This is a genomic window from Rhizobium pisi (assembly GCF_003938655.1).
Taxonomy (GTDB): domain Bacteria; phylum Pseudomonadota; class Alphaproteobacteria; order Rhizobiales; family Rhizobiaceae; genus Rhizobium; species Rhizobium pisi.
The window spans coordinates 105,732-129,706 of the sequence record NZ_RJJT01000017.1 but is presented as its reverse complement, the minus strand read 5'-3'; the positions used below and the strand labels follow the sequence as shown (position 1 = coordinate 129,706).

Sequence of the window (23,975 nt, the reverse complement as noted above, 5' to 3'; positions counted from 1 at the left end):
GAGTGGCTTTGGACGTATAACCACGAACGGCCCAACATGGGCATTGGCGGCATCACACCCGCTCAGAAACTGAAAATGGCCGCGTGAATTCTACCGCTGAACCCCGCTAAAACGGGGAGGACTACCGTATTCTTCGCGTCCTCCATGGCGCGCAGGAATGGCCAGACACTTTGCCGGCTAGGCTTTGTTCTCGATGCTGAGTATCAACGGCTCGGTGGTTCGAAATCTTTTTCGTGGACTGATATTTACTATCCAGCGATGCAGGAGCTCTCAGGATGTTCGAGAAATCAGGCTATTGTGCGGTCAATGTCATCACACAACCGTGGTAGATAAGTTTGGTATCTCGGTGGGCTTGTCTCGGCTAACGATGAGCCGTTGACGGTTCGCCAGCCCCACATGCATGGTGCGCAGGAACCATAGAAGTTGCGCGACGTCCATTGCACGTACGCACACGCGACGTACAAAGATCCGCATGCCGACTTGACGGGTACGTCAGTTTGACGTACAAATAGCCACACTGCTACACTGGAATTGGAGGCGATTATGCCTGTTTTCAAAGACATGACTGCCGAAATCGATGAACCAAACGACGCACGTATGGGCTTCCGTACGAAGGCGCGCATCAAGACGGCAATTCAACGCGCTGCTGCGCTGTCCGGTGTAGACGACTCCGCTTTCACGATCAACGCTGCTTATCAATCCGCCATGATGACGATTGCCGCTCATGAACGGACCCTTTTGCAGCCTGCCGATCATGCTGCGTTTTTTGCTGCACTGGACAACCCACCAGAGCCGAGAGATAAACTTAAGGCTGCTTTCAAGCGTCACAGCGAGACTGTCGTTTCAAAATAATGCCGCAAAATGAAGCGCCAAAGCCAATCATCGAGCCGCTTGATCCCTCAAAACATGATCGGGCGGCTTTTTCGTGCGGCATTGAGCAGGTCGACAATTTCTTTCAGAAGACCGCAAACAAGCTTCAGAAGAGCGACAATCTTCGTGTTTTCGTGATGACGCAAGACGGCGGCCCAGTGATGGGCTTCTACGCCATCAACAGCCACGCTGTTGATTATACGGAGCTTCCGAAAAGGTTCGCCCGCAACCGGCCCGGACATGGGTCAATTCCCGCGGCCTACATCTCAATGATCGGTCGCGACTTGAAATTCGCTGGCAGCGGATACGGCGGCGACCTGCTGATCGACTGCTTGACGCGAATAGCGCGTATATCGGATGAAATAGGTACGGCGATCGTCATGCTCGATGTCCTGGATTGCAGTGATGCAGAGCGGACCGAGAGACGAGTAAAGCTTTACAAAGAATACGGCTTCCAGCCTCTGTCGACAAACGCGATGCGGATGTTCATCCCAATCGCGACGATCAAAAAGATGTTCGACTAAACCCCTGCCGCTCATGGAGTTCTCGACGGGTCTCGCCTGGTTGCTGCCGCTGGCGGCTTTGAGGCGAACATCGATTGGCTCAAGGAGGGGTGGGGCGAGATTACCGACAACTTCCTGATCCGCGGCTTCGCGCCCCATGTGTCGGCCGTAGAGGGCGCCTTCGCAGCTTCCTGAAAGCAGATCTTGCTGGAGGTCGTCGTTGCGCCGGCATTGGCTATTGCTCATACTCCGTCCAAATGGCGGCAACAGGTTCAAGATCGGACATTAATCATTGTCACTGTACGACACCGGCCTTGCGCAGCCCCTCGATGACGAGCTCGAAATCGGCGGGGTTCTTGAAGGGCAAGACTTTGCGCCGGTATTCCAAGGAGTAGTCGGGATTGACGCGCAGCACCTCTTGCCACGTTGCGCGAGCCTCTTCGAAACGGCCGAGGTGCCCGTAACAGGCAGCCAGAAGCGCGCGCGAAACATCGGTTACGGGGTTGCGGCTCACGCGCTGCAGCAACAGTTCGACGGCCTCTTCGTACCTTCCCAGTTGAAACAAGGCCCAGGCCTGAAAGTGAAGAACGACATCCGGAAAGTACGGGTTCAGAACCCTCGCACGATCGAAATAGGCGAGTGCCTCCTCGGATCTGCCTGAATAGACAAGTGCCTCGCCGAGGCTGACCTGCCCTTCGGCGAAGTTCGGATTGAGGACTATCGCACGCTCGGCCTCGCTGATGGCTCCATCGTGCTGTCGCGAGTAAAGGTTGACCAGACTTAGCGACCAGTGCGCCACGGGATCGCTATCATCCCGCGCTACCGCCAGCGTCGCAGCCTCTTCGGCTTGCTCGATCGAGCGCTGCGGCAACGCGCTCCACCGGTTCAGGTAGTCGAGCCCGTGGGTAAGGGCGAGGAAGGCGTGCGCCGAGGCGAAGTTCGGGTCCAGTTCGACGGCACGTTGCAAAAGGTCGCGGGCGTCGCTGTTCGTTTGCTTCGTCAGCCGGTGCCACAGCTCCCGGCCACGCAAGAAGCAGTCATACGCCTCGGGGTGCCGGGTCTGCCCCGGTGCAAGCCTTTGCCGATCGCCCTCTGTCAGGTTGACCGCCAGCGCGCCGACGATCTGTTGCGTGACATCGTCCTGAACCGCGAATATGTCGGTGAGGTCGCGATCGAACCGCTCCGCCCATAGGTGCCCGCCGGTGGTTGCGTCGATGAGCTGCGCGGTGATGCGTACCCTGTTCCCCGATTTGCGTACGCTGCCTTCAAGTACATGCCGCACGCCGAGCTTCGTGCCCACCTCCTGCACATGGACGTTCTTGCCCTTGAAAGTGAACGATGAATTGCGAGCGATGACGAAGAGCTGTGACAACTTCGATAGCGCCGTGATGATGTCTTCCGAAATGCCGTCGGCGAAGTAGTCCTGTTCGGCGTCACCGCTCATGTTGGCGAAGGGCAGGACGGCGATCGACAACTTCGACGCCGCTGCCTTCGCCGGTTGGCTCGTCGCGGTTTCCGGGGGCACGGCTAATTTGGTCCCTGCGCTGCCGACTTGCAGCGAATAGACCCGGATCGGTTCGGCAATGTTCTTGAGCTGTGTGCTGCCGAGATCGCTGACCGAGAGGTCGAGCCTCGCCTTGACTTGGCGATAGGCATCCTCGGACAGGCAGATCGCGCCCGCTGCGGCGACGCCCTCCAATCGCGAGGCGATGTTGACGCCGTCGCCCATCAGATCGCCATCGCTTTCCTCGACGACGTCGCCCAAATGGATACCGATCCGGAACTCAATGCGACGGTCCTGCGGGACGCCGTCATTGCGCTCCACCATACCGTTCTGCACCTCAATGGCGCAGCGAACGGCGTCCACCACGCTTCGGAACTCGACCAGCGCACCATCGCCGGTGCGCTTCACCACCCTGCCGTGGTGCACGGAGATCGTCGGATCAATGAGATCGCTGCGCAGTGTCCGCAATCTCGCCAGGGTGAGGTCCTCGTCAGCGCCGGCAAGCCGACTGTACCCAACCACGTCCGCGGCCAGGATTGCAGCCAGCTTTCGGTTCTCGCTCATGGCGCTGTCTCCTAGCGTCCACGATAGCAGGGAGACAGAGGGCAAGAAAGAACTTTTAGCCGCTGCTCAAAGCGACCTTGGTTGAGATCGGACCATGCTCATGTGGACGCAGCCGCCATTGTAGCCCCGCGCAATGACTGCTCTGTCATGCTCCCGGCCGTCCAACGCGGTTGTTCCGATAGCCCACTTAGGGTCAAGTCACGACGATGTCCGCGCTCACCCGAATGTCCGCGCGTTGAAGATCCGCAGCCTGAAGTTGCCAGTCCGGTTCCGGCCCCAACACGTCCTTTGGCAATCAGCTTGGAGACGGGTGCGAGCTGGCCCGAAGCCTCGGCCGCTGTTGGGGAAATTGAGATGGATGGCTTTATAACAACAGGGTCGTCGGTTCTAATCCCTTCAAGGCGAAGGCATTTTGCCAGCGATCTCGCGTTCGGAAGGCGTCATACAGAATTGCGACTCCTAATATCATTCTGACTATTGTTTGTGGTGTTTAGCGAATATGGTCGGCGGTGCATTAGCGGTCTCGGCCGTCTCGATTCTTGAAAAGTGCGTTGATTGACGGGGCGTAAATGTCGATTTCCGATAACCAGCAACACGAGGGCCAGGCCCAGATCCGTTTGCAACAGCTGGAGGCCGACATAGAAGCTGCGCAGCACGGACATAATGCTGCGGCTTTTCTTGCAGCGATCGTCGAATCCTCCGACGATGCGATCGTTAGCAAGAGCCTCAGCGGAATCATCACGACCTGGAACAAGGGCGCTGAGCGTGTTTTCGGTTATACGGCAGACGAGGCTATCGGCAACCCGATCACGATCGTCATTCCACCCGATCGCCTCGAGGAGGAACCCGCCATTCTCGCCCGCATCCAGGCCGGCGAGCGCGTCGATCACTTCGAGACGATACGACGACGTAAAGACGGTACCCTGATCGATATTTCTCTGACCATCTCGCCTATTCGGGATAGCAACGGAAAGATCATCGGCGCATCGAAAATTGCCCGCGACATATCAGAGCGTAAGCGCGCCGCCGAGCGTCAGGAACTTCTGATGCGCGAGATGCATCACCGGGTAAAAAACCTGTTCGCCATTACCGGCAGCATCATCACCCTTGCGGCAAGGACGGCAAAGACGACTGCCGATCTCGCTGCGGGGATGAAGGACAGGTTGATGGCCCTCTCGCGGGCGCATGAGATGACATTGCCGAGTTTGAACGGTGAGGCCGCGACCGGCGCTCCGGAGACCACCCTCTTTCAGCTTCTGTCGAATATTCTCGCGCCATATGGGCGGGACGGTGCCAATCGTTGGCAACTGATCGGAGATGACATCGACATCAGCGGCACCAAAATTACAAACTTCGCGCTGCTGTTCCATGAATTCGCGACTAACGCCGCGAAATATGGTGCGCTGTCCGTCGAAGAGGGAAAGCTGGAGATAGCAGCGGCGGTGAAGGGCGAGATCCTCGAGATCGTCTGGCTGGAGAGCAGTGGTCCTCTGCAGCCTACATCAGAGCCACGTTCGATCGGTTTTGGAAGCCGGCTTGAGCAGATAATCGGAAAGAGCGTCGGGGTCGAAATCTCGCGCGAGTGGATGCCGGATGGACTCTCGATTCGCCTGTCCATCCCCCGCCGCGCTATCAGCGACTAAAACGAGCCTCGTGTCTCAACCGGCCGGACCGAGTTGCAGGACGTGGACGGCGATCGAGGCGTCGACGATCGGTTCAAGGCGGTCTGGTAGGGTCATCACGTTGATCTCAATCGAACGACGCCCAACCTCCAGCGCCAACGGGTGACCGCAGACCGCTGCGAAGGAAGAGCTGCCGGCGGTTGCGTGCAGATGCGGCAGCGGCTTTCCTTCCTTCCACGCAAGCGAGCCCGTCAAGTTGGTCACCTCAAGGTTTTCATAGGTCTTCGGCTTGTATTCGCGGGCTTCGAAATCGAAGAAGCCGAACGTGATCTGGCCAGCGAACCCGAATCCAGAAAGCATGGCGAAGGTATGTGCTCGTCGACCATCAGCCTTGCCAGGCGGGCTAGCGAATCTGTTCGCTCGCGCTGGCCGATGCAGGCATTGTTCTGGCGATCGTCATGGCCGCCGAGATGCCTTCTTGTGACAATGGAACAAATGGAGGAAGCACTCGACGGTCTTAACGAAAATCCCTCGGTGCAAGGGCATGGCGGGTCGATGCCGCAATGAATCAGGGTCACGATCGCGGCATTCCGCGACAAGCCCTCGGGCCAGGGCTGTCTTTACCGGGTCCTGCTGACGGCTTGGAGACGCGTACTTCTCTCGCGCGGTAGTCAGGTGGTCCACGTTTGTCTCAGGTGGGATTCGCGTTGACGGGCGAAGTTGCGTCCCGGCGAGAAGACAATGATTTTGACGTCGGAAATTTTCATGACTTATCCATTGGCTGAAACCGTACGGGTGGGGTCGTAGCGGAACCGGTTAAGATGAGCCGGTCGCGCGGGTGGGGATGGGTCATGGCCGAGAGAAGCGCACGCGGGATCATGCGCCGGGTTGTTGACGACCTGATCGGTCTTGCCGGCCTCGATCCAGATGACTGCTTCGCTTAGTCCAAGACCACATTCTCCTACGATCGTGGTATCTTATGCCTTCTCACAGTTGAGCTTGCCCTCTCATGACGAGACCAGTCGTCAGGGTTATAGCTGAGATTCGAGCGGCAACCACTTGATCAGCCAAGCTGTCGCGCGCCGGGCAATCCCGGCATCCGGCTCGCCTCGGAGGAGAGTATTTCTGCCCTCGACGACCTTAAGCCACCGAACGGATCCCTTTTCGAGCGTCAGGGGATAGCTCGAATCCGCATCGGTTTCTACGGCAAAGATCGCGTCCATTCGCTCGACAAGATCCTGTGACTCGAACAGGACACCCATTTCGGTGTTTAAGGATACGGACCTCGGATCGAGATTGAGAGATCCGATGAAGCCGTACTTGCCATCCCTGGCAAAGGCCTTCGTGTGAAGGCTGGCCTGCTTGGAACCGCGCAAGGAGAAGGATCCCATGTCTGCAATCGATTTCAACTCAAAGAGCGCAATGCCGGCTTTTAGCAGGGCGGGGCGGTAGCGCGAATATCCTGCGTGAACTGCGGCAACATCGGTGGCTGCAAGCGAGTTCGTCAGAACGGAAACCTTTACTCCTTTATCGCGTAGCTTCGTCAGCGCCTCGACGCCGCGTTCGCCGGGAACGAAGTACGGCGAGGTGATATGGATGAACTCGGCCGTGCCCGTGATGACCGGGAGCAGCATTCCCATTAGCGTATTTTGCCCGCTGCGCAGCTTCCCGGCCGCCTTCTCTGGCGGATCGGCCAAAACGTCGAGTTTGTCGACCCATATGTAGCGGTCTTCGGCAACGATATGCGTCAGCGATGTTTCATCGCGAACTGGATCAAGATATGGCTGGGCGCGCTGTTCGAAATGAAGGCGTTCCATATTGCGGCGAAGCTTCTTCAGCTTGTTAGCTCTGCGTGACAGAAGCGCACGCACGGGCACGGCCACCGAACTGTTCCAGTAGCCGTCGAACAGACGCTCCGTCTTCGCAACGGCTTCACCGACCATCAAGAGATCGAAGTCCCTGAAGTTAGCGTTCTCCCCGGCATCAAAATACGGATCTCCAATATTGCGCCCCCCGACCATCGCGATCCGGCCATCGGCAATCCATGCCTTGTTGTGCATGCGACGATTGACGCTTCGGAACCGCAAGGCCATCTCGAGGCCGCGACGTAGGATATTCTCACGTGCCTTTGTGGGATTGAAGAGCCGCAGCTCGATGTTCGGATGACAGTCGATCGCATGGAAGATCTTGTCGGACATGGAGACGCCGAGATCGTCGAGAAGGATCCTCACGCGTACGCCACGGTCGGCCGCCGCGACGACCTCCCGCATGATCAGCATTCCGGTCAGGTCCGCATTCCACATATAGTACATGAGATCGAGGCTGCGCCCGGCGGAACGGGCCGCTAGAAGCCTGGCTGCGAACGCGTCTAGGTTGGAGGTGATCAGGACGAGGCCGCTTGCCGCCTCCCGCTTGTGGCAAAGCCCGGCGCCGTATCGATCAAGCTCGGTGTCGGCAGCGGCAATCTTGAGGACGTGGGAATCGACTTTCTGGACTCGCTTCAGAAACCCGGCATAGCTTGATGCTGCCAGAGCCCATAGGGCTACCAGCGCTACGGTCGCGATGATGGCAATGCCGAACCAACTCACACGATACCCCTGAGCCGCGGCTAGGAAGCGCTATGCTGACTTGATCCGCCCGGGTAAAATAGGGTCACGCGAGTAGCGAGCAAGGTGTCGCCATAAAAGATGCGAAGGAGGAGGGGACAAAGACTAAGGTCGCGACCGAGAAAATGGCGCCGCGACCCCAGGCCAAGTTTGAACAGCCCGTTCTGCCAAAACCCTCTGCAATCACGGTGGCGCCCGACGAAACCTCCAGACCACTCGGCTTTTAACTCGCCAGTTCCCTTCGAGCCAGGTGACTGCCTTCAAGGTTGGCGCTGCAGCCACTTGCCATCGTTCACCGCCCCCAGGTCGGGTGGACGAATTTGGATGTTTCCGACGAGCGCTGCTTGCCTCGATGGTCGAGATCCGTTCGAGCCGCGCCAGCGTGCGTCTCCAGCTTCGGGATCACGCCTTCCTCCGCTTGGTATCATCTGGGCGGCAATAGACCTCGTCCAGCGCGGGGACGAGCCGCCTGTGGTTCAATCCCTGGGCGCCATGAATGAGGGAACGAAAGACTTCAAGCAAAACCGTCGGATAGACCTGCGTAGGCCGGAACCCGCGCCCTTTGTCGGAGTTACTCTGGCGAAACCGCTGCTGGCCGTCAGAAACAAGGGAAGAGTTCGATGAAAGTACGAGGTTACGCTGTTGTTGCCTGAAAGGATGACGATATTACCGAGGTGGCCGGGCGAACGCGGAGCTGCAGATGCGGCGGCTGGTAGTCTTCACCAATGAAGGTGAGCTTTCTGGCATTATTTTGCTCGGCGATATCGCAATTTAACATCAGGGATACGTCGCTTCTGCTGCGCTTGAAAACATATCGCAGGACGGTTGGCGGTGCAGCCGAGCGGCCCTTGCGCCGAAAGACCTTCGCACGGATACCAAATGGTAGAGCGCACTGCTGAAGAGATTGAAAGTCGGCGGGTACGGCGCGCCGAGCGCCGCCAAAAACAGCGCGATGCCAATATTGCGCGCGCCGCTAAAATGCATCTAGCCCGTCTGGCGAGCGATCCGCTGATTATGATCACCTCCGATGACAATGTAGCCAGGCGGGTCCATATTGGCTGTTCCGGGTGGTATTACTGGCACTGGAAGGGCCATTTTTACCCGAACGACGTTCCCTCCAATCAATTGTTTTCGATCTACCAGGACAATTTCAAGACCGTCGAGCTCAATGCCCCATTTTATTCCTGGCCGACGGTGGCAACTGTCAAGACATGGAAACGTCAGGCCGAGCCGAGCTTCGTCTATACCATCAAGGTGTGCGAGCTCATCACGCATATCAAACGCTTCGAAGATACCCACGCCCTCATTGAAGATTTCGGATACATCGCAGACGTTCTTGGAATGCAGATGGGATGTTTTCTGTTTCAGCTTCCACCGAGCGTGCGCTACTCCACAGACATGTTGCAAATGATCTTGTCGCAGCTGGATTCCCGTCGCAGGAACGTCGTCGAATTCCGTCACAAGAGCTGGTGGAATAAGGATGTTTATAGGGCGTTCAAAGCTGCAGGCGCGATCTTCTGTTCATGCAGCGGTCCCCGATTGCCGGATGAGCTTGTTCGGACAGCCGACGACATCTACATCCGGTTCCATGGGATCAAACAATGGTACCGCCATGACTACAGCGATGCCGAATTGACGGTGTGGGCGGAGCGCATCAAGCTGTCTGGCGCTAAGACCGTGTGGGTCTATTTCAATAACGATCGCGATGGTTATTCGATCAAGAACGCCAAGCGGCTTTCACAGCTGATCGACGCATCGGCCTGATGGCCTCTCTTAAGATCGCTCTGATTTTAGGCGAGTGACGATTTCATAGCAGTCGCGTAAATACCACGTCATCGCTTTCATGCTGCCGCCCTCAAGGAAATCAGGCGGGGACACCGACTTCGCTTTGGTTAAACGGCGGCAACAGGGGAGGCCCAGCGTGCCGTTGACCAGACCAGTGTTCCGGCGATGGCTTGTATGAAACCGAGGAACTACTGCGAGGGCTGGAATTATTCGGTTGGACTGATGCTTAAATCGTTCAACGCGTGCAAGACCGTGGGCCTCCCTGCCGGGACATGGGTTCAAAGACGCTGGACTTGCGTGGCTCGGATCACGATTTCCTCCTGATCGAAACGAGCCTCCAGCTGTTTTCGATATGCCGCCCACCAGGTTCGGTCGAGATCTTCAGTCATGACTTCGGCAACAACGATCACGTCATGCTCAACCTCTCCATCAACTTCCCACAAGCCTTCAGCGGGTGAATTCACATATAATGTAACGCCGCCAAATTGTGCGGTGAGTTCGTCACGGACAGCGTCAAAATTCACCGAGCTAGGGCGCTCGCGCGGGACTGGAAGAAGAAGTTCGATCACGTAGGGCATGGCGCGCGAACTCTGAGCGGCCCGGATTGTTCCGGACCGGTCACCCAATCGCGACGCGCCAAGCGTTGATCGCGCGCGGCTTTTAACTGAACCGTGGACATCCTTCGAAGGGTGCAGGCAGGCACGCCTCTCCCCTACAAGGAACACACTAAGCCGCCCGACGTTCCTAGAGACCTGAGCATGCCGAATTCCGCCATCGGAAGATCCGGATCGTTGTGTGAACCACAGTCAACGACATCGCGACGCTAAAATTCGTGGGTCCACTGCGGCAGTAGGCAAATACGAGAAATTTACATGAGCACGATGGACCAGCATGACCTCTTTGGTGCAGTCGAACCGTCCCTGCCGGAGGGATTTCGCTATTGGCCGGATGTGGTCCCCGACGATCTGCAGCAGGCCATTCTGGAAGAGATGCTACAGCTGCCGTTCAAGGCTTTCGATTTCCACGGATTCGAAGGTAAACGCAGGACGGTCTCCTACGGCTGGAAATACGACTTCGATACAGAGCGTGTCCGAAAGAGCGAAGATATTCCGCTATTTCTTTTGCCGCTTCGCAAAATCGTATCTGCATTTGCTGGCATCGACCCTGATCGGTTGGAACAGGCATTGGTAACCGAATATGGTCCCGGGGCTCCGATCGGCTGGCACAGGGATAAATTCGTCTTCGGTCGAGTCGTTGGAGTCTCGCTGCTATCTGCATGCACTTTCCGACTAAGACGGCGCCAAGGCAGCAAGTGGCAGCGTAGCTCGATCACGCTCGAACCGCGATCGGCCTATGTGATGGCGGGCGAAGCCAGAACCCGGTGGGAGCATTCCATCCCGCCAGTCGCTCAGCTGCGTTATTCGATAACTTTCCGTGAACTGAGCCCGGTAACCTGAGGGGGCGTCGCTCATTGTCGCCCGACCTGTTGTTGCCCATTTGTTCCCGGGAATCTTGATCGCTTCAGCCGATACAAAAAGCGCCGGAAATCCATCCGCGTTCGGTCTGAAACCAACGGGATGGCGCTGATCAGGGTTGTCCTCGACAGCATCGCGTGGATGTCAACGGCATCGCGAACGGTGTGAGCGGAGAATGGAACCATCGTCGTTTCCCGAGGTTGCCAATGACGTCCAACATTCGAGTAATCCCGGTCGGGGCCAATAGGATGAGAATGGAATGATGACCACCGCATTTGAAGACGAAGTAAAAGACTGCTTGGTCATCGGGGGCGGTCCGGCTGGCCTCACCGCGGCGATTTATCTGGCGCGCTACCATCTTTCGGTGACGGTCTTCCACGATAACTCAAGCCGGGCTTCCATCATCCCTATGTCGCACAACCACGCCGGATTCCCGTGCGGTATCAGCGGCACTGAGCTGCTGGCGAGAATGAATGCCCAGGCTCAGCTCTACGGGGCAGCCATTCGATGCCGCAAGATCACGACGCTGCATAGAGTCGACAACCTGTTCGTGGCAGAATTCGAGAACGGCAGCATCCGCTCTCGGGCCATACTCTTGGCAACCGGAGTCGTCAACCGACCGCCTGCGATGCCACAGGCAACTCATGATGAAGCCGTGGTTCGTGGCCTTCTGCGCTACTGCCCCGTCTGTGACGGTTATGAGGTGACAGACAAGCCCGTCGGTGTTCTCGGAACTGGAGCCAAGGGGTTCAAGGAGGCCGTTTTCCTTCGAAGTTATACGAAGGATCTCACTCTGATATCGCCCGAGGGCGTGCATGATCTGTCCGAAGTCGAGACGTCGTCCTTGGCCCACCTCGGAATAAGAATGGGGGTCGGCCCCATTGCCTCGACCTATCTGGATAATGATACGATACGCGTCACGACGCCCACGGAAACCTATTCATTCGCTTCCTTATATGCGGCTCTCGGATCCGACATATGTTCGGAACTGGCATCACAAGTTGGCGCCAGGCTATCGGAAGAAGGGTGCGTTACCGTCGATAGTCACCAGAGGACCACGGTGCCAGGATTTTACGCCGCAGGAGACGTCGTCGCCGGTCTTGACCAGATCAGCCACGCCATGGGGCAGGCAGGTGTTGCTGCTACGACCATTCGCAACGACCTTAGCGAGCAAGCCACCCTCGTGCGTTGTTAACCTTCGGAAACATCAGGACACACCGGCGCATTCACCGCAGGTAACAGTGAAGCTGCGCCGCCGTTTGCGCTACCACCAATCGCGCGGTGGATCGGTTGCGCCGGTTCGGGAAAGGGCAGCTCCGGGTCCGACCATCCAATGGGCGCGTCCAGAGTAGAAACGAACGATGCAGTAACCTGGTCTCCGCGATTGTGGCAGCCGCCAATCCAACGATGCCGCCGATCTACAGAGAGGATTTCCGGGAGAAGGTGGAGTGATTCAAATGTGTCGCCCATATTGTCGGATTTACAGGGATTTGCCAGAGCGACTGGGTTTTCCTCTGCCACAAGGTGCCCGCTGTCGATGCCAATCCGCTTACGTCGATCGCCCGGTCCTTCCAGACCGCTACCGGATCGCCGTCGCAAACCAGCTCGAAGCACGGCGCGTGTTCATCAACGACGCGCCGTTTTCGGGCTCGAGGCTTTTCTCGAACCGGGCGGGCAGAGGCTTCGGTCGATCCCGCGAATCCGAACTTCCGGGAGAGCCATGCGCGAACTCGTCGCCCCTGCCTGTCGGTAGCCTGAAATCAATGTCGCGATCCGCCAGACCGGATAGATCGCCGGACAGGCCGAAGAGCTGCTGTGCAACAAGATGAACGACATCGCCCTCTCTCTGGATCTTCCCATTGGACGCCATCATCGATGATCCGAGCACAACGCGACGGCGCTTTTCGAACAACGGTGGCCAGACCACCAGGTTGGCAGGACCCGTCTCGTCCTCGATCGTGATGAACATCACGCCTTTTGCCGATCCGGGCTTCTGCCTGACCAGAACAAGGCCCGCGGTCATCAGCCAGCGGCCGTCGCGAGCGTTCATCGCTTCCGAGCACGTGACGGTGTTCTTCTTCTGCAGATCCTTCCGCAGGAAGGCGAGCGGATGCTCGCGTAGTGTCAACCCGACGAGCCGAGGGATATCTTCGTCAGAGATCTGCACATCGATACGCTGAAAGTGAAGGCACGAAACTTCCACTGACGGCAATCCTACCGAAGGAGACCGTCGCTCCCGAATTCGTCCCACCCGCTCAAGCCGGTCGCGGCTTGATCGGCTCGTTCGGTCTGTTTGGCTTTTTCCTTTTTCTTCAGCGAACGCGTCAGCTTCGCCTGATACGCGGCCGGCCTGCGATTTTCCGCTTTCGCCGCTGCGTCGTCATCTCGCCATTCATCCACGGCGCCACGGTCGAGCAGATCTTCGACGACTCGGGGGACAAATAGGTGAAAGGTGATGCTCCTTGCGCGCCCTTGCAGCCTGATTGTTCGCGTTCCGGCGCTGGGCAGACGGCCGTCCTCGAGCCAGCGTTTCCGCTGATGCGGTGATCGTCAGAATATCCTCGATCTCGCGGGGAATGACCGGAAGGTCTGCGATGCCGTCCAGTGCGCTGGAAACGGCTGATGCGGTCGCTCTGAATTCTGTCTTCGAAGTCTCCGGCATGACGAGGATGAGCCCGCCCGCCTGTATATCCAGCGACTTCCGGACAAGGGATGGTAGCCGGGAGTGAATTTCCTGCAGAATCCCCTTCGCCCTGACCAGAGCCGAGGGTCGCCACCACTGGAAGTGGCCACCCCTGATCAGCTCGGGATCGTCGGTTTCCTTGCTTTTCGTCTTCGTCTTGGGCATGTCGCAGCAAATGGTGTCGAAGCGGTCAAGCGTCAACGGAACTCGGGGGATTTCCCACATTCTCGCAGCGAGGAGGACCCCATGTATGTGCCAAACGAACCCATTGTCCCGCCGCCATCGCCGCCGCCCGTCGACACGCCACCGCGCAATCCTGACCGGATACCCGGCGAGGAACCGCTTCCCGATTCCGAAGGGCGCTTCTCCAAGAATACGCGCGTCCGTACATTGCCAGCATTGGTGATTGGCGATGTGAGGAAGGTCGGTGCGGTTTCGCCCCGGCCTTTTTTGTTATGGTGTCTGATCAGATTGGACTGAACTCGATGAACTCGCACGGCACTGTAGTGATTTCGCGCGTCGCTGACCCGACTTTCAACTCGATTGGCGATCACTGCCTTGGGTACCCGCCTTGACCGCACCGACCTCATTTACGAGACGCTCTTTAACAACGTCGTGAGCGTCTGACGCCACCGAAGCGACCTTTTCGTAGACCTCCGTCGCCACTTCTGTGCCTTGGTCGACCACGTCCAGTGCTCGAGCGCTAAGCTTGTCTGTGGTGGAATCGGAGGCCTCGCCGAGCCACTCGTCTTCAGTGTCTGTGTGCGGCAAAGCGGCGCCGATAGCAGCTCCGACGGCGAAAGCCAGAGCGCCCCCAACCAGCGGCTGATCGCGGAACTGCTTGAGGATCATCTCGTTGAGCATGCTGGTTTGCTCTTGGAGACTTGTCGCCGCTGAAGACGATTGAGCAGACAGCGAGCTCGCGGCCGCAGACGCACGCGCACTCATCCCGCTTGCGGCGCTTTTTGCCTGCTCCCATTTCTCCGCCGCCCAGCCAGTTGCCGCATCGAATATTGCACCCGTCTCGTCGGTGATCTGGTCGATGTGTCTGCCGGTGGCATCGGCAAACCCGCGATAAGTCTTACCTGCTTCGTCGACGAAGTGACCCGCACGGTGTCCCGTTTCATCGGTCAACGCCTTCAGCCTCTTGCCAGAGCTGTCTGCGAAATGACTGTAGCGGGATCCGTTTTCGGTCTGGGGTGGGCCAAGACGGCGGACCGGGCCGTTTGCCGGATATAACGGATATTCAGGTTCGGGCTGGTGGCTGGCAGCCGGGCTTGCGGGGGTCCCCTTCGCCATGAGCCAGGCAAGCCTCACGCCCATCAACGCGACGGGCAGTGGATTTGCCTTCAGCGCTTGGCCGAGGTTGCTGACATACTCTCCGCCGCCGGTGCCCTTTGCATAGGCAAGGACTTCATCGACCAACTGGCCTGGCGACATCCGTTCCTGAATAGCGTCGATGCGGTCGCCAATGCGCTGGCGATCCTGATCGATCTCTCGCTGAAGGTCGGCGGAGGTTTTTTCGGTGGAGGTTTCCATCAGATTTTTTCCTTCACAACGTCGACGTCGCGGCGAAGCGAGGTCGTGGTTCGATCCAGTTTCATGTTGCTTCTACGAAGCGCAGTGAGGCCGCGAGAGACCATCGCCCAGGCGATGAGAGCGATGACCACCCCGACGATAAGGGAGGCGAGCGCACTAGCGTTTGTTTCGGTGAAACCCTGAGTGACCAGGAAGGCCGCAAGCCCGGCAACCAGGGCGCTCAACAGGACGCCCACAGCGCCTATCGCAAGGACAAGCCCGAAAATAACCACTTCCACGCCATTGAGCGCTTGCGAGAACTTTTCGGACACCTCAGTCTTCGCGAGATCGATTTCCTTGCGCAACAGGCCCGTAACATCGGCAACGAGGCCGCCAATAAGCTCTGAGAGGGGAACATTGTCGGGAGAATTAGCCATTGGTGTAGCCTCCAGATGACCCCGTGGGCGTAGCCGGCAGCGTCCGCCTCGTTGTTTGCGTCGGCGACCGCTTGGCGGAAGCAGTCAGAAATCTACTTGCGCTCAGTCCCGCAAGCGCTGCAATTCCAAGAAACGCTAGCGGCTGCTTGCGACCGAATTCCTCAGCCAGCGCCGCGATTTCGCCGATGTTTTTGTCTTTCATTTGCCTCGCGACGCTTTGGACGCTTCGTCCGATCTGCCTGGCATAGCGTCCGACCTCCGGCTGGTCGGATGCTTCCAGTTCTGCCCCAACTTTCTCAAGCGCCGTCGCGATGCCGCCAACTTGGCGGGCCGCGAAGGTCGTTTGTTCGGAAACCACCTCTTTGACCCTTTCGACCGCGGTATCGGCGCCTTCTTTAATGGTGTCTTTGGCGGCGATCACGTCATCAGCCAACTTCTCCTTCAATCCCGCGAGTGAAGCGGGAGGTTGCGGTGACGGCAGTGCGTCTCCAGATTGCAGTGACGTCTCGGATGACGGCCTTGGCCTGCCATCCATTTCCGTGAATTCGTTTGACACTGAAGCCTCCCATGACTGTACGAGCGGCGGCTGCCGCACCCACGAACCTCGGGTGGCCGGCTTTGTTCCCAACTCCCCAGCCTGTTGTTCTCTTCGACGAAATTTGCGCGGCTTGGACGGTGTGATCGAGTGGTTTGTTCAAATCGCTAGCCGCAGCCACGGTTACGTTTCAGATGTTGCCGATGCAGCGACAGCTAAAAGCCATATCGGCGTATGCCATTGCATGATGGAAAGATCGAACCGTTTGAGACGAATGATCTGACTGAAGTCGCATACGCAACCTTGAGCGTGATTGTCGTGGCGCGGTTTCCCTGCGTCGGGCCGCCATATTGCCGTTCTTGTTAGAGCAAAAAGCGCCGACATCCGCAGGGCGAGTAAAGGTCGCCTGAGGGGCGGATGGCCCGAGGCGGCGCATCCCGCGCCTTCGCCGGAAGCCCACGAATTCAGGGCTCGGATCGCGTCGTTGGAAGAGCGTGGGCGCGAATGGAAGAATCGGTGATCCGAGTGGAACGGAACAGGTGAGGCGAAGTTCACTCATCAGAGGAGAACCCCAATGCCCACTGATGATCGTCCAAGTTTTACCGAGGCAGAACTGCTGGAAAATATGACGGCGCTCAGATCTTTCGCCAAACGCTTCAATAGTTCGACGAGCGATATCGATGATCTTGTTCAGGAAACGCTTGCAAAGGCCATCGCACATTCCGGGAATTATCAGCGCGGCACTCAGCTGCGGTCCTGGCTGTTTACGATCATGCGCAACACCTTCTGCAGCAAATTCAAAATCTCCAAACGAGAGCAGGTCGGTGGGATCGAAGATTCCGCCGCTTGGGCGTCATCGCAGCCATCGCAGATCTGGGAGCTGCGCGGCCGCGAGTTGGAGGCCGCGATTTCTGCTTTGCCAACGAACTATCGAACCGCCATTGTGCTGGTATTTGTTCAGGGTGTCAGCTACGAGGCCGCTGCAGACCGGTGCGGCGTTCCGATTGGGACAATCAAGAGCCGGATCAACCGGGCTCGCTATCATCTGACCAAAGCCCTCGACAGCGAATAATCAGACTAGTGGTATTCGCCGGCCCTCTGGCCGAACAACGCTTCCGCAATCTTTCCCAATTCGGCCGGCTTCTCGCAAAGCGCGAAGCCTGTGAACCTCCCGGGGATTACCGAGGGGTCGAAGGCCGTGGCGAAGACAAACGGGATATTGCGGCGCTCAAGCTCGTCCGCGACCGGAAATACTAAATCGCCCTCAAGATGAACATCCAGGATTGCTGCGTCGAGCTCCTCATTCTCGACGAGATCCAGAGCGGCAGCCACTCCAGCGACCGGACCGATAACGGTTGCGCCGGCCTTCTCAAGCTTCCGCCGGGTCTCGTCCGCCAGAAAATACTCATCTTCGACGATCAGTACGCGCTTTCCTGCAAAGAGCTCGATGGCTAAATTTTCCAAATCCTCGCTCCTCTGCCCTGGTTGTGTCGGGCCGGTGTAGATGATTTGTCCGCAGACAAGCGAGTGTGGTAGCAGGCATGGCGGGGTTATGAAACTAAACGCAATCATTGGAGTGGTTTGATTAAACCGGATTCGCCCAGATCCATGCGATCTGCCGCCATCCCTACGGGTGTTACCTTGCCTTGACCATGACCGTCCTCGCCTGGTGGCGTTAGCTGAGACCATAAATTGCCTGCTTGCGATTCCGCTTCGGGTTCCTGCCGGTTCTGCATACGCCATCCATCCGGCATCCCCTCCCTCTCCCATTTGTCGTGAGCTAGCTGCCCGACTGTTTCTTTCCGATCGTTCGCCACCGTACGTCTCCTTGATCTGGTTCGAACCAACCAACATGCCGCAGCGGCGAATGTTCCCGGCCTTTCCAAACGGCAGGAACATTGGAAGAGCGTTGAGGTTCGATCGGGCGATGCTTTTCGGAACGCTGACGCTCATGTGCTGGATGGGAGCGGGTCTCGTTGCGGTGGTACTAGGCACGAGTTACGCAGTCCGGAACAAAGAAATGGGAAGGGGCTCCGAGGTCGTAACGCTCGCTCTGACTGCGACCGGACTGGTTTCAGCCTTGGCAATGGTAGCGGCAATCGCGTTGTTATGACATTGTCAGAGAGGGTGAAAAAACCGGCTGCCAGATCACTCCCACCGTCATTTCGAGGTCAGGCCGCGGATTCGCGTCAGATGCATCCGAAGGCCCGGCAGTATTTTTGCAGCCGTCCGCTTGAGTTTCCCATCCGACCCCTGCTTTGAATGGCTTTCGAAGAGGTTGACGGCCTGTTCGTGGGCGGTCACCTGAGTGGGAAGATAGGCCTGATCAAGATTGGCGGCGCTGCTTCGCCGAAAAGCGGCCAACTTCGAAGTAAACCCTACGTCGAGAGCTGCGGGCAGTTCGATGCCGTCCTTTTGTGCCGCATCGCTAAGAACAGACCCTGCCTTGCCGTGATCCCTGATCATGTCATGCGCGAACTGTTTGGCGTCATTAGCCTTTCCGCTCGCGATCTCGATCTTCGCGGCCTCGATCTCGAACATATTGGACATGGCGGCCCTCGCCCCGAGGTCGGTGGCGTGCTGCTTAGCGGCGTTGTCTGCTGCCGTGGCCGAAAATGCAGCCAAGCAGGCTACAAGGGAGGCGAGAACGATTTTTATGGAAGTCTCCATCAGAGGAATTGGCGCCCAAACTCTGCGCGTGGCCATTCCGAGATTATTTTGGACCCATTTGAGTATGCTTCTGCAGGGCTTGGAACTTCCGGATCCGGCCGCGGTTGGTGCGGTTCGCCATTAGGGAGTTTTTACGATGACGAATTCGGACCACCAGTCGCAGCGCCCGCCCGAGCGAGTGACCGAAAACGCGACAGACGCCAGACAGGGGCGATATGGCAAACCTCTCCTAGCGGTGCTCATCAGTGCTCTCGTGCTCACGATGATTGCCTGGGGAGCCGCCGAGATATGGGGAGAGAGCATCGACACCGATCCTAAACCCACGGCATCGACGGTTCCTGATCCAATCAATGTCAAACCTCATGGCACCGGAACGTTCGACGATGACCCGGCGGGCGGCGGCAGCCGACCGCCCGAAGCTACCGATCGTGATCCTACGCCTCAAGGCAGTGGCGGCGGTCCGACCATGGTCACGATACCCAGCGGCACCGAGAAGATCCGCTAATGCAAAGGCACCAAGTCGACGCATCGCCGGCGGACTCGAGGTATGCTCCGGTGACCCCGACACGACCACGGAGGGAATGCAACGGCGCGAATGACGAGCTGTGAGCGCACGACCGGGCGCCAGTTCATGGCTACATCCCTGTCTGGTGCAAGTGCAGATGTGCGGCCGGATTTCACGCCGCTCCGATGGGGACCGACGCGGAGGCTGAAGGCGCCCCGATGATATCGACGCAAGCGCGAATCGGGCGGCGGGAACCAGTATCGGCATGAGGAATGACCTGGGACAAGGTGATCGAAGTAGATTCAGGTTGAAATGGCGGGCGCCGGTCTTTGTGAGGATCGGCAACGGCTTCCGGGAACGGGTGGACGGGCCGGATGCAGCGCTCGAGGCGCTTGGTCATCGATGGCCCGAATGCCGAAGCGAGGTCTATTGCGAAGCCAAGCTTCCCTGAGGCGCTCGTTCAGCATGGAAGTGCAGAGACTGCACGAAGCCGCTTTATCGACGCCGCCATTGCAGCAGGCGTCCTTGCGTGAGCAACGTCAGATGGGCGGTGCCACGACGTTCAAATGCAACGCTGCCAATTCGGTTCGATGAAAGCGGTTAGGTCTGAAACGCCTTCAGCGCGTCGACAAGCCGTTTCAGGTCCGTCGGCTTTCCAATATTGGCGACACCCGCAAGCACCGAGTGGACTGCGAGCTCAGTGGGATGGACCGCGCTGGCGATGACGAACGGAACCCCCAAGGCCTTCAATTGAAGAGCCACGGGCGTGACTTTCTCGCCAATGAGATTGAAATCCAGGACCGCAGCGTGGGGACGTTCCTCCCTGATCAGATCAAGAGCGTGATCAACCGATGCTGCAGGCCCCAACACCCGGAACCCACCAGCGGTCAAAGCTGCCGTGAGTTCCATTGCAATCAGCAATTCGTCTTCTACCACGAGGACGCATCTTCTGCCTTCAACATCGACTTCCACAGGGTCGTCCATCTATCTCACACCGGGATTTTGATCGTAGCTGTCAAACCGCCCGGATCGTACTTAAGTTCCACCTTTCCGCCGAGGTGAGCGGAAGTGCCCTCGATCAGCTCGGTGCCATAGCCGCGGCGCTTAGGCGGGGTGACAGGTAGCCCGTTCTTTTCCTGCCATTCGCAAATAAGATATGTCCGGCTTCTCGGACCGGCCTCGAGCGCCCACGTGACGTGGATTTGCCCAGCGGGAACGGACAAGGCGCCATGCTTCATCGCGTTGGTACCGAGCTCGTGGAATATCATGCTGACCGCGAGAACTTTGGAACTGGTAAGGGTCACCGCCGGACCATCGCAATGAAAACGCTCAACGCCGAGTTCGCCGACCGATCGCCGCAGCAGTGGTTCAAAATCGGTAGTCTCGCCAGACGATGCGATTTCCTGCGCGCGAAGCGTAACCTCGAGCCGCCCGAGGAAGATGTCGCGATATTCGGTGGCGGTACGATCCTCAGTTTCCGTCTGCATGGCGATTGCGCGTATCACCGCAAACAGGTTCCTCAGGCGGTGCCGTGCCTCCGCGACAATAAAATCTTTCTCGGCGTCATGGCGCCGTCGCTCCGTGACATCATCGAAGAGGATGAGGATGTTCGTGCTGTTATTGTCGGGATGAACGAGGCGACGCGCATCGACAAGAAACGTCCGCTGCCCGATCGCGGGAAAGTCATGTGTTACTTCAAAGCCGACAACGGCGGCGGCTTTTGGGATAACCGACGCGATCAGGTGTCGGAGGTCGGCTATTTCCCATTGACCGTTGCCGAGACGAAAGAAGCTTTCCCCTAGGATGTCGTCCCGCTCGACCTCGAAGGTTCTTACGAAAGCGTTATTGGCGTTCGTCACGCAAAGATTATGGTCCAGAACCACAATCGGCTGGGTCATCGTGTCGACGACGCCCTGTGCCTGCACGTGCCCACTTCTCAGCAATCGGTAAAGGTCCTCCAGAATCATCCCTGCGCTGTTCCTTCGGCAGAAAATGTGAATGTCAATTGGCTAATTTAGCGTGTTCGAAATTGGCACTTAGGGTGATGGGCCTGTTATGCAAGGGGTTTTGGTCACTCTCGTGGGTGCCATGTGTGTCTGCGATCACCTGTGGATGGCACTAGCCGAGCTAGTGAGACGGCATTTCGTGACAAGAGGAACTCTATGGGTGCTGATCTCATCACAGTGACCTGGTCGCGATCGATGCGCTGCCTGAATGGCCGGGCCGGACTTGGCGGGTCGCAGAAATCTCTCCCGACCGTAACCCCGGCTACCGGATCTTCCAGACCGAGCTTACCCCAACGTTCTCAAACCAGGCGCCTTTCACGAATGGCTGCACTGAGCATGCTATGTCCGTCAGCTCACCTGGACTAGATCGGAAGGCGGCGTCGCCGGTCAATCTGCAGAGCGTCTGAAACATCGCCGACAGTGCGAAGTTAGAGCCGGTCAACGAGGAGATTTTCGATGTCCGAGATTGAAACCCGCGAAATTATTATCACTGGCCTTAAGAATGCCCACGCCATGGAAAGTCAGGCGCTTTCGATCATGAAGCCCCAGCTCTCGCGTATCGAGAATTACCCGGAGATTGCGGCGAAGCTCGACCAAAATATCCGAAAAACGGAGGGTCAGATCGTCCGCATCGAAGAAGTGCTCGACAGTTTGAACGAAGACCACTGGTCGCTTAAGGACATGGCACTCTCCCTGACGGGGTCGATGGGTATTCTGTGCAGTACGACACGCTGATCGATGAAACGCCATCCTGGCTTGACGATCACGAGAAGATTACCTGCGCATATATTGAAAAACGGGCAGACGATGTCGTGAATTTGCTAAAGGACCACATCGAGGGGGCAAATGTGTTTGCTTGGAGTGCGAACCGGGCGAGCTTCCTCACGAGCGTGGTGTTTGCCACCGAGCCGATCCAGGGTTACGGCGATAATTCTTGAGTCAACGGCCGTCCAGAAACCCGCACGATTTTAGCACTTTGATTCGATATCAACCGTGTGTTGGTCGCGCGTTCGAACTCAAAGCCGAAAAAGAGCGAGGTGCCGATGACGGCACCCCGTTTCCAACTCACAGAGCAACTGATCCGGGGTTACGCCGCTCTTTCTTCTGCGGCATTCGGTCTCCACTTGATAAGCCGCCCTTCCAGAACATCGAGAATTCGGTCGATGATGAGCACGAACATGGCCAGAATGATGATGCCGGCAAATACACCGACCGCGTCGAAGTTGCCTTCCGCCTGCGCGATCAGGTAACCGAGCCCTGCAGAGGATCCAAGATATTCGCCAATGATGGCGCCGACCACCGCGAAGCCAACAGACGTGCGAAGGGAGGACAAAATCCAGCTGGCCGCAGCCGGGAAATAGACGTGCCGTAATAGCTCGGAACGTTTGGCCCCGAGGATTTTTGCGTTTGCGAGGATCACCGGATTAACCTCGCGCACACCCTGCATCGCATTGAAGAAAGTGATGAAGAAGACCAGCGTTACGGCAAGCGCCACCTTGGACCAGAGACCGAGTCCAAGCCAAAGAACGAAGATCGGTGCGAGAACGACGCGGGGAATGGCGTTGAGCCCCTTGATGAACGGGTCAAGGATCCGCGCCGCGCTGCGGCTGAGACCGAGCCATACGCCTGCCGCGACGCCCAATCCGGTACCGATGATATAACCCAGCACAGTCTCCGTCAGTGTGATTGACACATGACGATAGAAGCCGGGGTCGACAATCCAGCTGACGATTTGGTTGAAGATATCCAGTGGGGCTGGAAAGAAGAAGACATCAATGAAGCCGGCGGTCACGCCGAGCTGCCAGCCCCCGAGGATAAAAACCAGCATACCGAGCTGGACAATGCGTTCAGTCACGACGTTCATAGCTTTTCTCCACTTCGCCGCGCAGGGAAGCCCAGATATTGCGATAGAGATCCATAAAGCGGGGATCGAGTTTGATCTCTGCCACATCCCGTGGCCGCTCGAGATCGACCGGGAAACTTTCGATGACCCGCGAACGAGGGCCGGCGGCCAAAATGGCGACGCGGTCTCCAAGCGCGATGGCCTCTTCGAGGTCGTGCGTGATCATGACCACGGCGCGACGTTCTTCCTGCCAAAGGCGCAGCAATTCATTCTGCATGAGATGGCGCGTGTGGATGTCGAGCGCCGAGAAGGGCTCGTCCATCAGGATCACCTTCGGACCGGCAATGAGGGCCTGCGCCATCTGGACACGTTTGCGCTGGCCGCCGGAGAGTTGGTGCGGATAGCGGTGTTCGAAGCCCTTCAGCCCGACCTTGGCAAGCCAGCTCATCGAACGCTCGCGGCGCTCAGTGGCTCCAACACCCCTGAACATCAGGCCGAGCTCGACATTTTCGATGGATGTCTTCCACGGAAGCAGCGCGTCCTGCTGGAAGAGATAGCCAATGTCGTTCTGCACGCCCTTTACCGGCGTGCTGTCGATCGTCACCGTACCGCTCGCGGGTTTCAGAAGACCTGCGATCGCGTTCAAAATGGTGCTCTTGCCGCAACCGGTCGGGCCGACGATGGCGAGAAACTCGCCATCGGCCACCGTGAGGTTGACGTCCTGCACCGCGACATAGGAACCAAACGACATTGTCACGGCGTCGATCGATACCATCGGCTTTGCGTTTTGCTGTCCCGTCGGGATAGGCATGGGGTTTACGACAGCCAAAGACATGGCCTCCTCCTAGG

Annotated in this window: 22 protein-coding genes and 3 pseudogenes; 10 read left to right on the top strand and 15 right to left on the bottom strand. The window is 57.9% G+C overall.

Annotated elements, in window-relative coordinates; genetic code table 11:
* Positions 1 to 543 precede the first annotated feature (543 nt).
* Both EFD55_RS23165 and EFD55_RS23160 read left to right on the top strand, forming a co-directional pair.
* The gene (locus tag EFD55_RS23165; RefSeq protein WP_125847763.1) at positions 544 to 852 is read left to right on the top strand and encodes a type II toxin-antitoxin system TacA family antitoxin; all 309 of its coding nucleotides are present in this window, start codon (positions 544 to 546) and stop codon (positions 850 to 852) included.
* Positions 852 to 1,394 carry a GNAT family N-acetyltransferase gene (locus tag EFD55_RS23160; protein ID WP_125847761.1) on the top strand — a complete coding sequence of 181 codons (543 nt, stop codon included), beginning with the start codon at positions 852 to 854 and terminating at the stop codon, positions 1,392 to 1,394. Before EFD55_RS23165 ends, EFD55_RS23160 begins: the two co-directional genes overlap by 1 nt.
* A 274-nt stretch (positions 1,395 to 1,668) precedes the next feature.
* On the opposite strand, the gene EFD55_RS23155 is transcribed toward EFD55_RS23160, so the two are convergent.
* On the bottom strand, positions 1,669 to 3,441 hold the full coding sequence (locus EFD55_RS23155) for an adenylate/guanylate cyclase domain-containing protein (protein WP_125847759.1): 1,773 nt from the start codon (positions 3,439 to 3,441) through the stop codon (positions 1,669 to 1,671).
* 569 nt (positions 3,442 to 4,010) lie between these two features.
* Here EFD55_RS23155 and EFD55_RS23150 point away from each other — a divergent pair.
* A complete protein-coding gene (locus EFD55_RS23150; RefSeq protein WP_125847757.1) occupies positions 4,011 to 5,084 on the top strand; it encodes a PAS domain S-box protein in 1,074 nt (357 codons plus the stop codon).
* 15 nt (positions 5,085 to 5,099) lie between these two features.
* Here EFD55_RS23150 and EFD55_RS23145 read toward each other — a convergent pair whose 3' ends face one another.
* Both EFD55_RS23145 and EFD55_RS23140 read right to left on the bottom strand, forming a co-directional pair.
* Positions 5,100 to 5,423 carry a PCC domain-containing protein gene (locus EFD55_RS23145; RefSeq protein WP_125847755.1) on the bottom strand — a complete coding sequence of 108 codons (324 nt, stop codon included), beginning with the start codon at positions 5,421 to 5,423 and terminating at the stop codon, positions 5,100 to 5,102.
* A gap of 671 nt (positions 5,424 to 6,094) precedes the next feature.
* Complete coding sequence (locus tag EFD55_RS23140; RefSeq protein WP_125847753.1) at positions 6,095 to 7,651, bottom strand: phospholipase D family protein; 1,557 nt, start codon at positions 7,649 to 7,651, stop codon at positions 6,095 to 6,097.
* An 897-nt stretch (positions 7,652 to 8,548) separates the two neighbouring features.
* Between EFD55_RS23140 and EFD55_RS23135 the strand changes: the two genes are divergently transcribed.
* A complete protein-coding gene (locus tag EFD55_RS23135; protein WP_125847751.1) occupies positions 8,549 to 9,433 on the top strand; it encodes a DUF72 domain-containing protein in 885 nt (294 codons plus the stop codon).
* Between the two features lie 299 nt (positions 9,434 to 9,732).
* Here the strand turns inward: EFD55_RS23135 and EFD55_RS23130 are convergent, their stop codons facing one another.
* Entirely contained in the window at positions 9,733 to 10,032 is a 300-nt protein-coding gene (locus EFD55_RS23130; protein WP_125847750.1) for a hypothetical protein, read from the bottom strand.
* Between the two features lie 294 nt (positions 10,033 to 10,326).
* On the opposite strand from EFD55_RS23130, the gene EFD55_RS23125 reads away from it, so the two are divergent.
* The gene (locus EFD55_RS23125; RefSeq protein ID WP_125847748.1) at positions 10,327 to 10,911 is read left to right on the top strand and encodes an alpha-ketoglutarate-dependent dioxygenase AlkB; all 585 of its coding nucleotides are present in this window, start codon (positions 10,327 to 10,329) and stop codon (positions 10,909 to 10,911) included.
* A gap of 280 nt (positions 10,912 to 11,191) precedes the next feature.
* Positions 11,192 to 12,124, top strand: coding sequence for an NAD(P)/FAD-dependent oxidoreductase (locus EFD55_RS23120; protein ID WP_125847783.1), 933 nt, complete (start codon positions 11,192 to 11,194; stop codon positions 12,122 to 12,124).
* Positions 12,125 to 12,508: 384 nt separating this feature from the next.
* Here the strand turns inward: EFD55_RS23120 and EFD55_RS23115 are convergent.
* From EFD55_RS23115 to EFD55_RS23095, 5 genes and pseudogenes are all read right to left on the bottom strand, one after another.
* A pseudogene (locus EFD55_RS23115) lies at positions 12,509 to 13,063 on the bottom strand (OB-fold nucleic acid binding domain-containing protein); the annotation flags it as partial.
* An 80-nt stretch (positions 13,064 to 13,143) separates the two neighbouring features.
* Positions 13,144 to 13,777 (bottom strand): annotated as a pseudogene (locus tag EFD55_RS23110) (hypothetical protein).
* Positions 13,778 to 14,146: 369 nt separating this feature from the next.
* The gene (locus EFD55_RS23105; RefSeq protein ID WP_125847746.1) at positions 14,147 to 15,151 is read right to left on the bottom strand and encodes a DUF3618 domain-containing protein; all 1,005 of its coding nucleotides are present in this window, start codon (positions 15,149 to 15,151) and stop codon (positions 14,147 to 14,149) included.
* A complete protein-coding gene (locus EFD55_RS23100; protein ID WP_125847745.1) occupies positions 15,151 to 15,567 on the bottom strand; it encodes a phage holin family protein in 417 nt (138 codons plus the stop codon). The genes EFD55_RS23105 and EFD55_RS23100 overlap by 1 nt, the downstream gene beginning before the upstream one ends.
* Positions 15,560 to 16,123 (bottom strand): nutrient deprivation-induced protein, encoded by a 564-nt coding sequence (locus tag EFD55_RS23095; RefSeq protein WP_125847742.1) that lies wholly within the window; start codon positions 16,121 to 16,123, stop codon positions 15,560 to 15,562. Before EFD55_RS23095 ends, EFD55_RS23100 begins: the two co-directional genes overlap by 8 nt.
* A gap of 553 nt (positions 16,124 to 16,676) precedes the next feature.
* Between EFD55_RS23095 and EFD55_RS23090 the strand changes: the two genes are divergently transcribed.
* Positions 16,677 to 17,174 carry a sigma-70 family RNA polymerase sigma factor gene (locus EFD55_RS23090; RefSeq protein WP_125847740.1) on the top strand — a complete coding sequence of 166 codons (498 nt, stop codon included), beginning with the start codon at positions 16,677 to 16,679 and terminating at the stop codon, positions 17,172 to 17,174.
* A gap of 5 nt (positions 17,175 to 17,179) precedes the next feature.
* Here EFD55_RS23090 and EFD55_RS23085 read toward each other — a convergent pair whose 3' ends face one another.
* Positions 17,180 to 17,566 carry a response regulator gene (locus tag EFD55_RS23085; RefSeq protein ID WP_165504861.1) on the bottom strand — a complete coding sequence of 129 codons (387 nt, stop codon included), beginning with the start codon at positions 17,564 to 17,566 and terminating at the stop codon, positions 17,180 to 17,182.
* A gap of 696 nt (positions 17,567 to 18,262) precedes the next feature.
* The gene (locus EFD55_RS23070; RefSeq protein WP_125847781.1) at positions 18,263 to 18,760 is read right to left on the bottom strand and encodes a DUF4142 domain-containing protein; all 498 of its coding nucleotides are present in this window, start codon (positions 18,758 to 18,760) and stop codon (positions 18,263 to 18,265) included.
* Between the two features lie 148 nt (positions 18,761 to 18,908).
* On the opposite strand from EFD55_RS23070, the gene EFD55_RS23065 reads away from it, so the two are divergent.
* Positions 18,909 to 19,277 (top strand): hypothetical protein, encoded by a 369-nt coding sequence (locus EFD55_RS23065; RefSeq protein WP_125847731.1) that lies wholly within the window; start codon positions 18,909 to 18,911, stop codon positions 19,275 to 19,277.
* Positions 19,278 to 19,877: 600 nt separating this feature from the next.
* Here the strand turns inward: EFD55_RS23065 and EFD55_RS23055 are convergent.
* Complete coding sequence (locus EFD55_RS23055) at positions 19,878 to 20,261, bottom strand: response regulator (protein WP_125847730.1); 384 nt, start codon at positions 20,259 to 20,261, stop codon at positions 19,878 to 19,880.
* Positions 20,262 to 20,266: 5 nt separating this feature from the next.
* A complete protein-coding gene (locus EFD55_RS23050; protein WP_125847728.1) occupies positions 20,267 to 21,244 on the bottom strand; it encodes a sensor histidine kinase in 978 nt (325 codons plus the stop codon).
* Positions 21,245 to 21,739: 495 nt separating this feature from the next.
* Here EFD55_RS23050 and EFD55_RS23045 point away from each other — a divergent pair.
* A pseudogene (locus tag EFD55_RS23045) lies at positions 21,740 to 22,009 on the top strand (DUF892 family protein); the annotation flags it as partial.
* Entirely contained in the window at positions 22,000 to 22,221 is a 222-nt protein-coding gene (locus EFD55_RS23040; protein WP_125847726.1) for a hypothetical protein, read from the top strand. The pseudogene EFD55_RS23045 and the gene EFD55_RS23040, both read left to right, overlap by 10 nt.
* 149 nt (positions 22,222 to 22,370) lie before the next feature.
* Here the strand turns inward: EFD55_RS23040 and EFD55_RS23035 are convergent, their stop codons facing one another.
* Complete coding sequence (locus tag EFD55_RS23035) at positions 22,371 to 23,147, bottom strand: ABC transporter permease (protein WP_125847724.1); 777 nt, start codon at positions 23,145 to 23,147, stop codon at positions 22,371 to 22,373.
* Positions 23,131 to 23,961 carry an ABC transporter ATP-binding protein gene (locus EFD55_RS23030; RefSeq protein WP_125847722.1) on the bottom strand — a complete coding sequence of 277 codons (831 nt, stop codon included), beginning with the start codon at positions 23,959 to 23,961 and terminating at the stop codon, positions 23,131 to 23,133. Before EFD55_RS23030 ends, EFD55_RS23035 begins: the two co-directional genes overlap by 17 nt.
* Positions 23,962 to 23,975 lie beyond the last annotated feature (14 nt).

Coding starts and splice junctions, on each gene's coding strand:
- EFD55_RS23165 (WP_125847763.1), top strand. CDS start 544: ATGCCTGTTTTCAAAGACATGACTGCCGAAATCGATGAACCAAACGAC.
- EFD55_RS23160 (WP_125847761.1), top strand. CDS start 852: ATGCCGCAAAATGAAGCGCCAAAGCCAATCATCGAGCCGCTTGATCCC.
- EFD55_RS23155 (WP_125847759.1), bottom strand. CDS start 3,441: ATGAGCGAGAACCGAAAGCTGGCTGCAATCCTGGCCGCGGACGTGGTT.
- EFD55_RS23150 (WP_125847757.1), top strand. CDS start 4,011: ATGTCGATTTCCGATAACCAGCAACACGAGGGCCAGGCCCAGATCCGT.
- EFD55_RS23145 (WP_125847755.1), bottom strand. CDS start 5,423: ATGCTTTCTGGATTCGGGTTCGCTGGCCAGATCACGTTCGGCTTCTTC.
- EFD55_RS23135 (WP_125847751.1), top strand. CDS start 8,549: ATGGTAGAGCGCACTGCTGAAGAGATTGAAAGTCGGCGGGTACGGCGC.
- EFD55_RS23130 (WP_125847750.1), bottom strand. CDS start 10,032: ATGCCCTACGTGATCGAACTTCTTCTTCCAGTCCCGCGCGAGCGCCCT.
- EFD55_RS23125 (WP_125847748.1), top strand. CDS start 10,327: ATGAGCACGATGGACCAGCATGACCTCTTTGGTGCAGTCGAACCGTCC.
- EFD55_RS23120 (WP_125847783.1), top strand. CDS start 11,192: ATGACCACCGCATTTGAAGACGAAGTAAAAGACTGCTTGGTCATCGGG.
- EFD55_RS23105 (WP_125847746.1), bottom strand. CDS start 15,151: ATGGAAACCTCCACCGAAAAAACCTCCGCCGACCTTCAGCGAGAGATC.
- EFD55_RS23100 (WP_125847745.1), bottom strand. CDS start 15,567: ATGGCTAATTCTCCCGACAATGTTCCCCTCTCAGAGCTTATTGGCGGC.
- EFD55_RS23090 (WP_125847740.1), top strand. CDS start 16,677: ATGCCCACTGATGATCGTCCAAGTTTTACCGAGGCAGAACTGCTGGAA.
- EFD55_RS23065 (WP_125847731.1), top strand. CDS start 18,909: ATGACGAATTCGGACCACCAGTCGCAGCGCCCGCCCGAGCGAGTGACC.
- EFD55_RS23055 (WP_125847730.1), bottom strand. CDS start 20,261: ATGGACGACCCTGTGGAAGTCGATGTTGAAGGCAGAAGATGCGTCCTC.
- EFD55_RS23050 (WP_125847728.1), bottom strand. CDS start 21,244: ATGATTCTGGAGGACCTTTACCGATTGCTGAGAAGTGGGCACGTGCAG.
- EFD55_RS23035 (WP_125847724.1), bottom strand. CDS start 23,147: ATGAACGTCGTGACTGAACGCATTGTCCAGCTCGGTATGCTGGTTTTT.
- EFD55_RS23030 (WP_125847722.1), bottom strand. CDS start 23,961: ATGTCTTTGGCTGTCGTAAACCCCATGCCTATCCCGACGGGACAGCAA.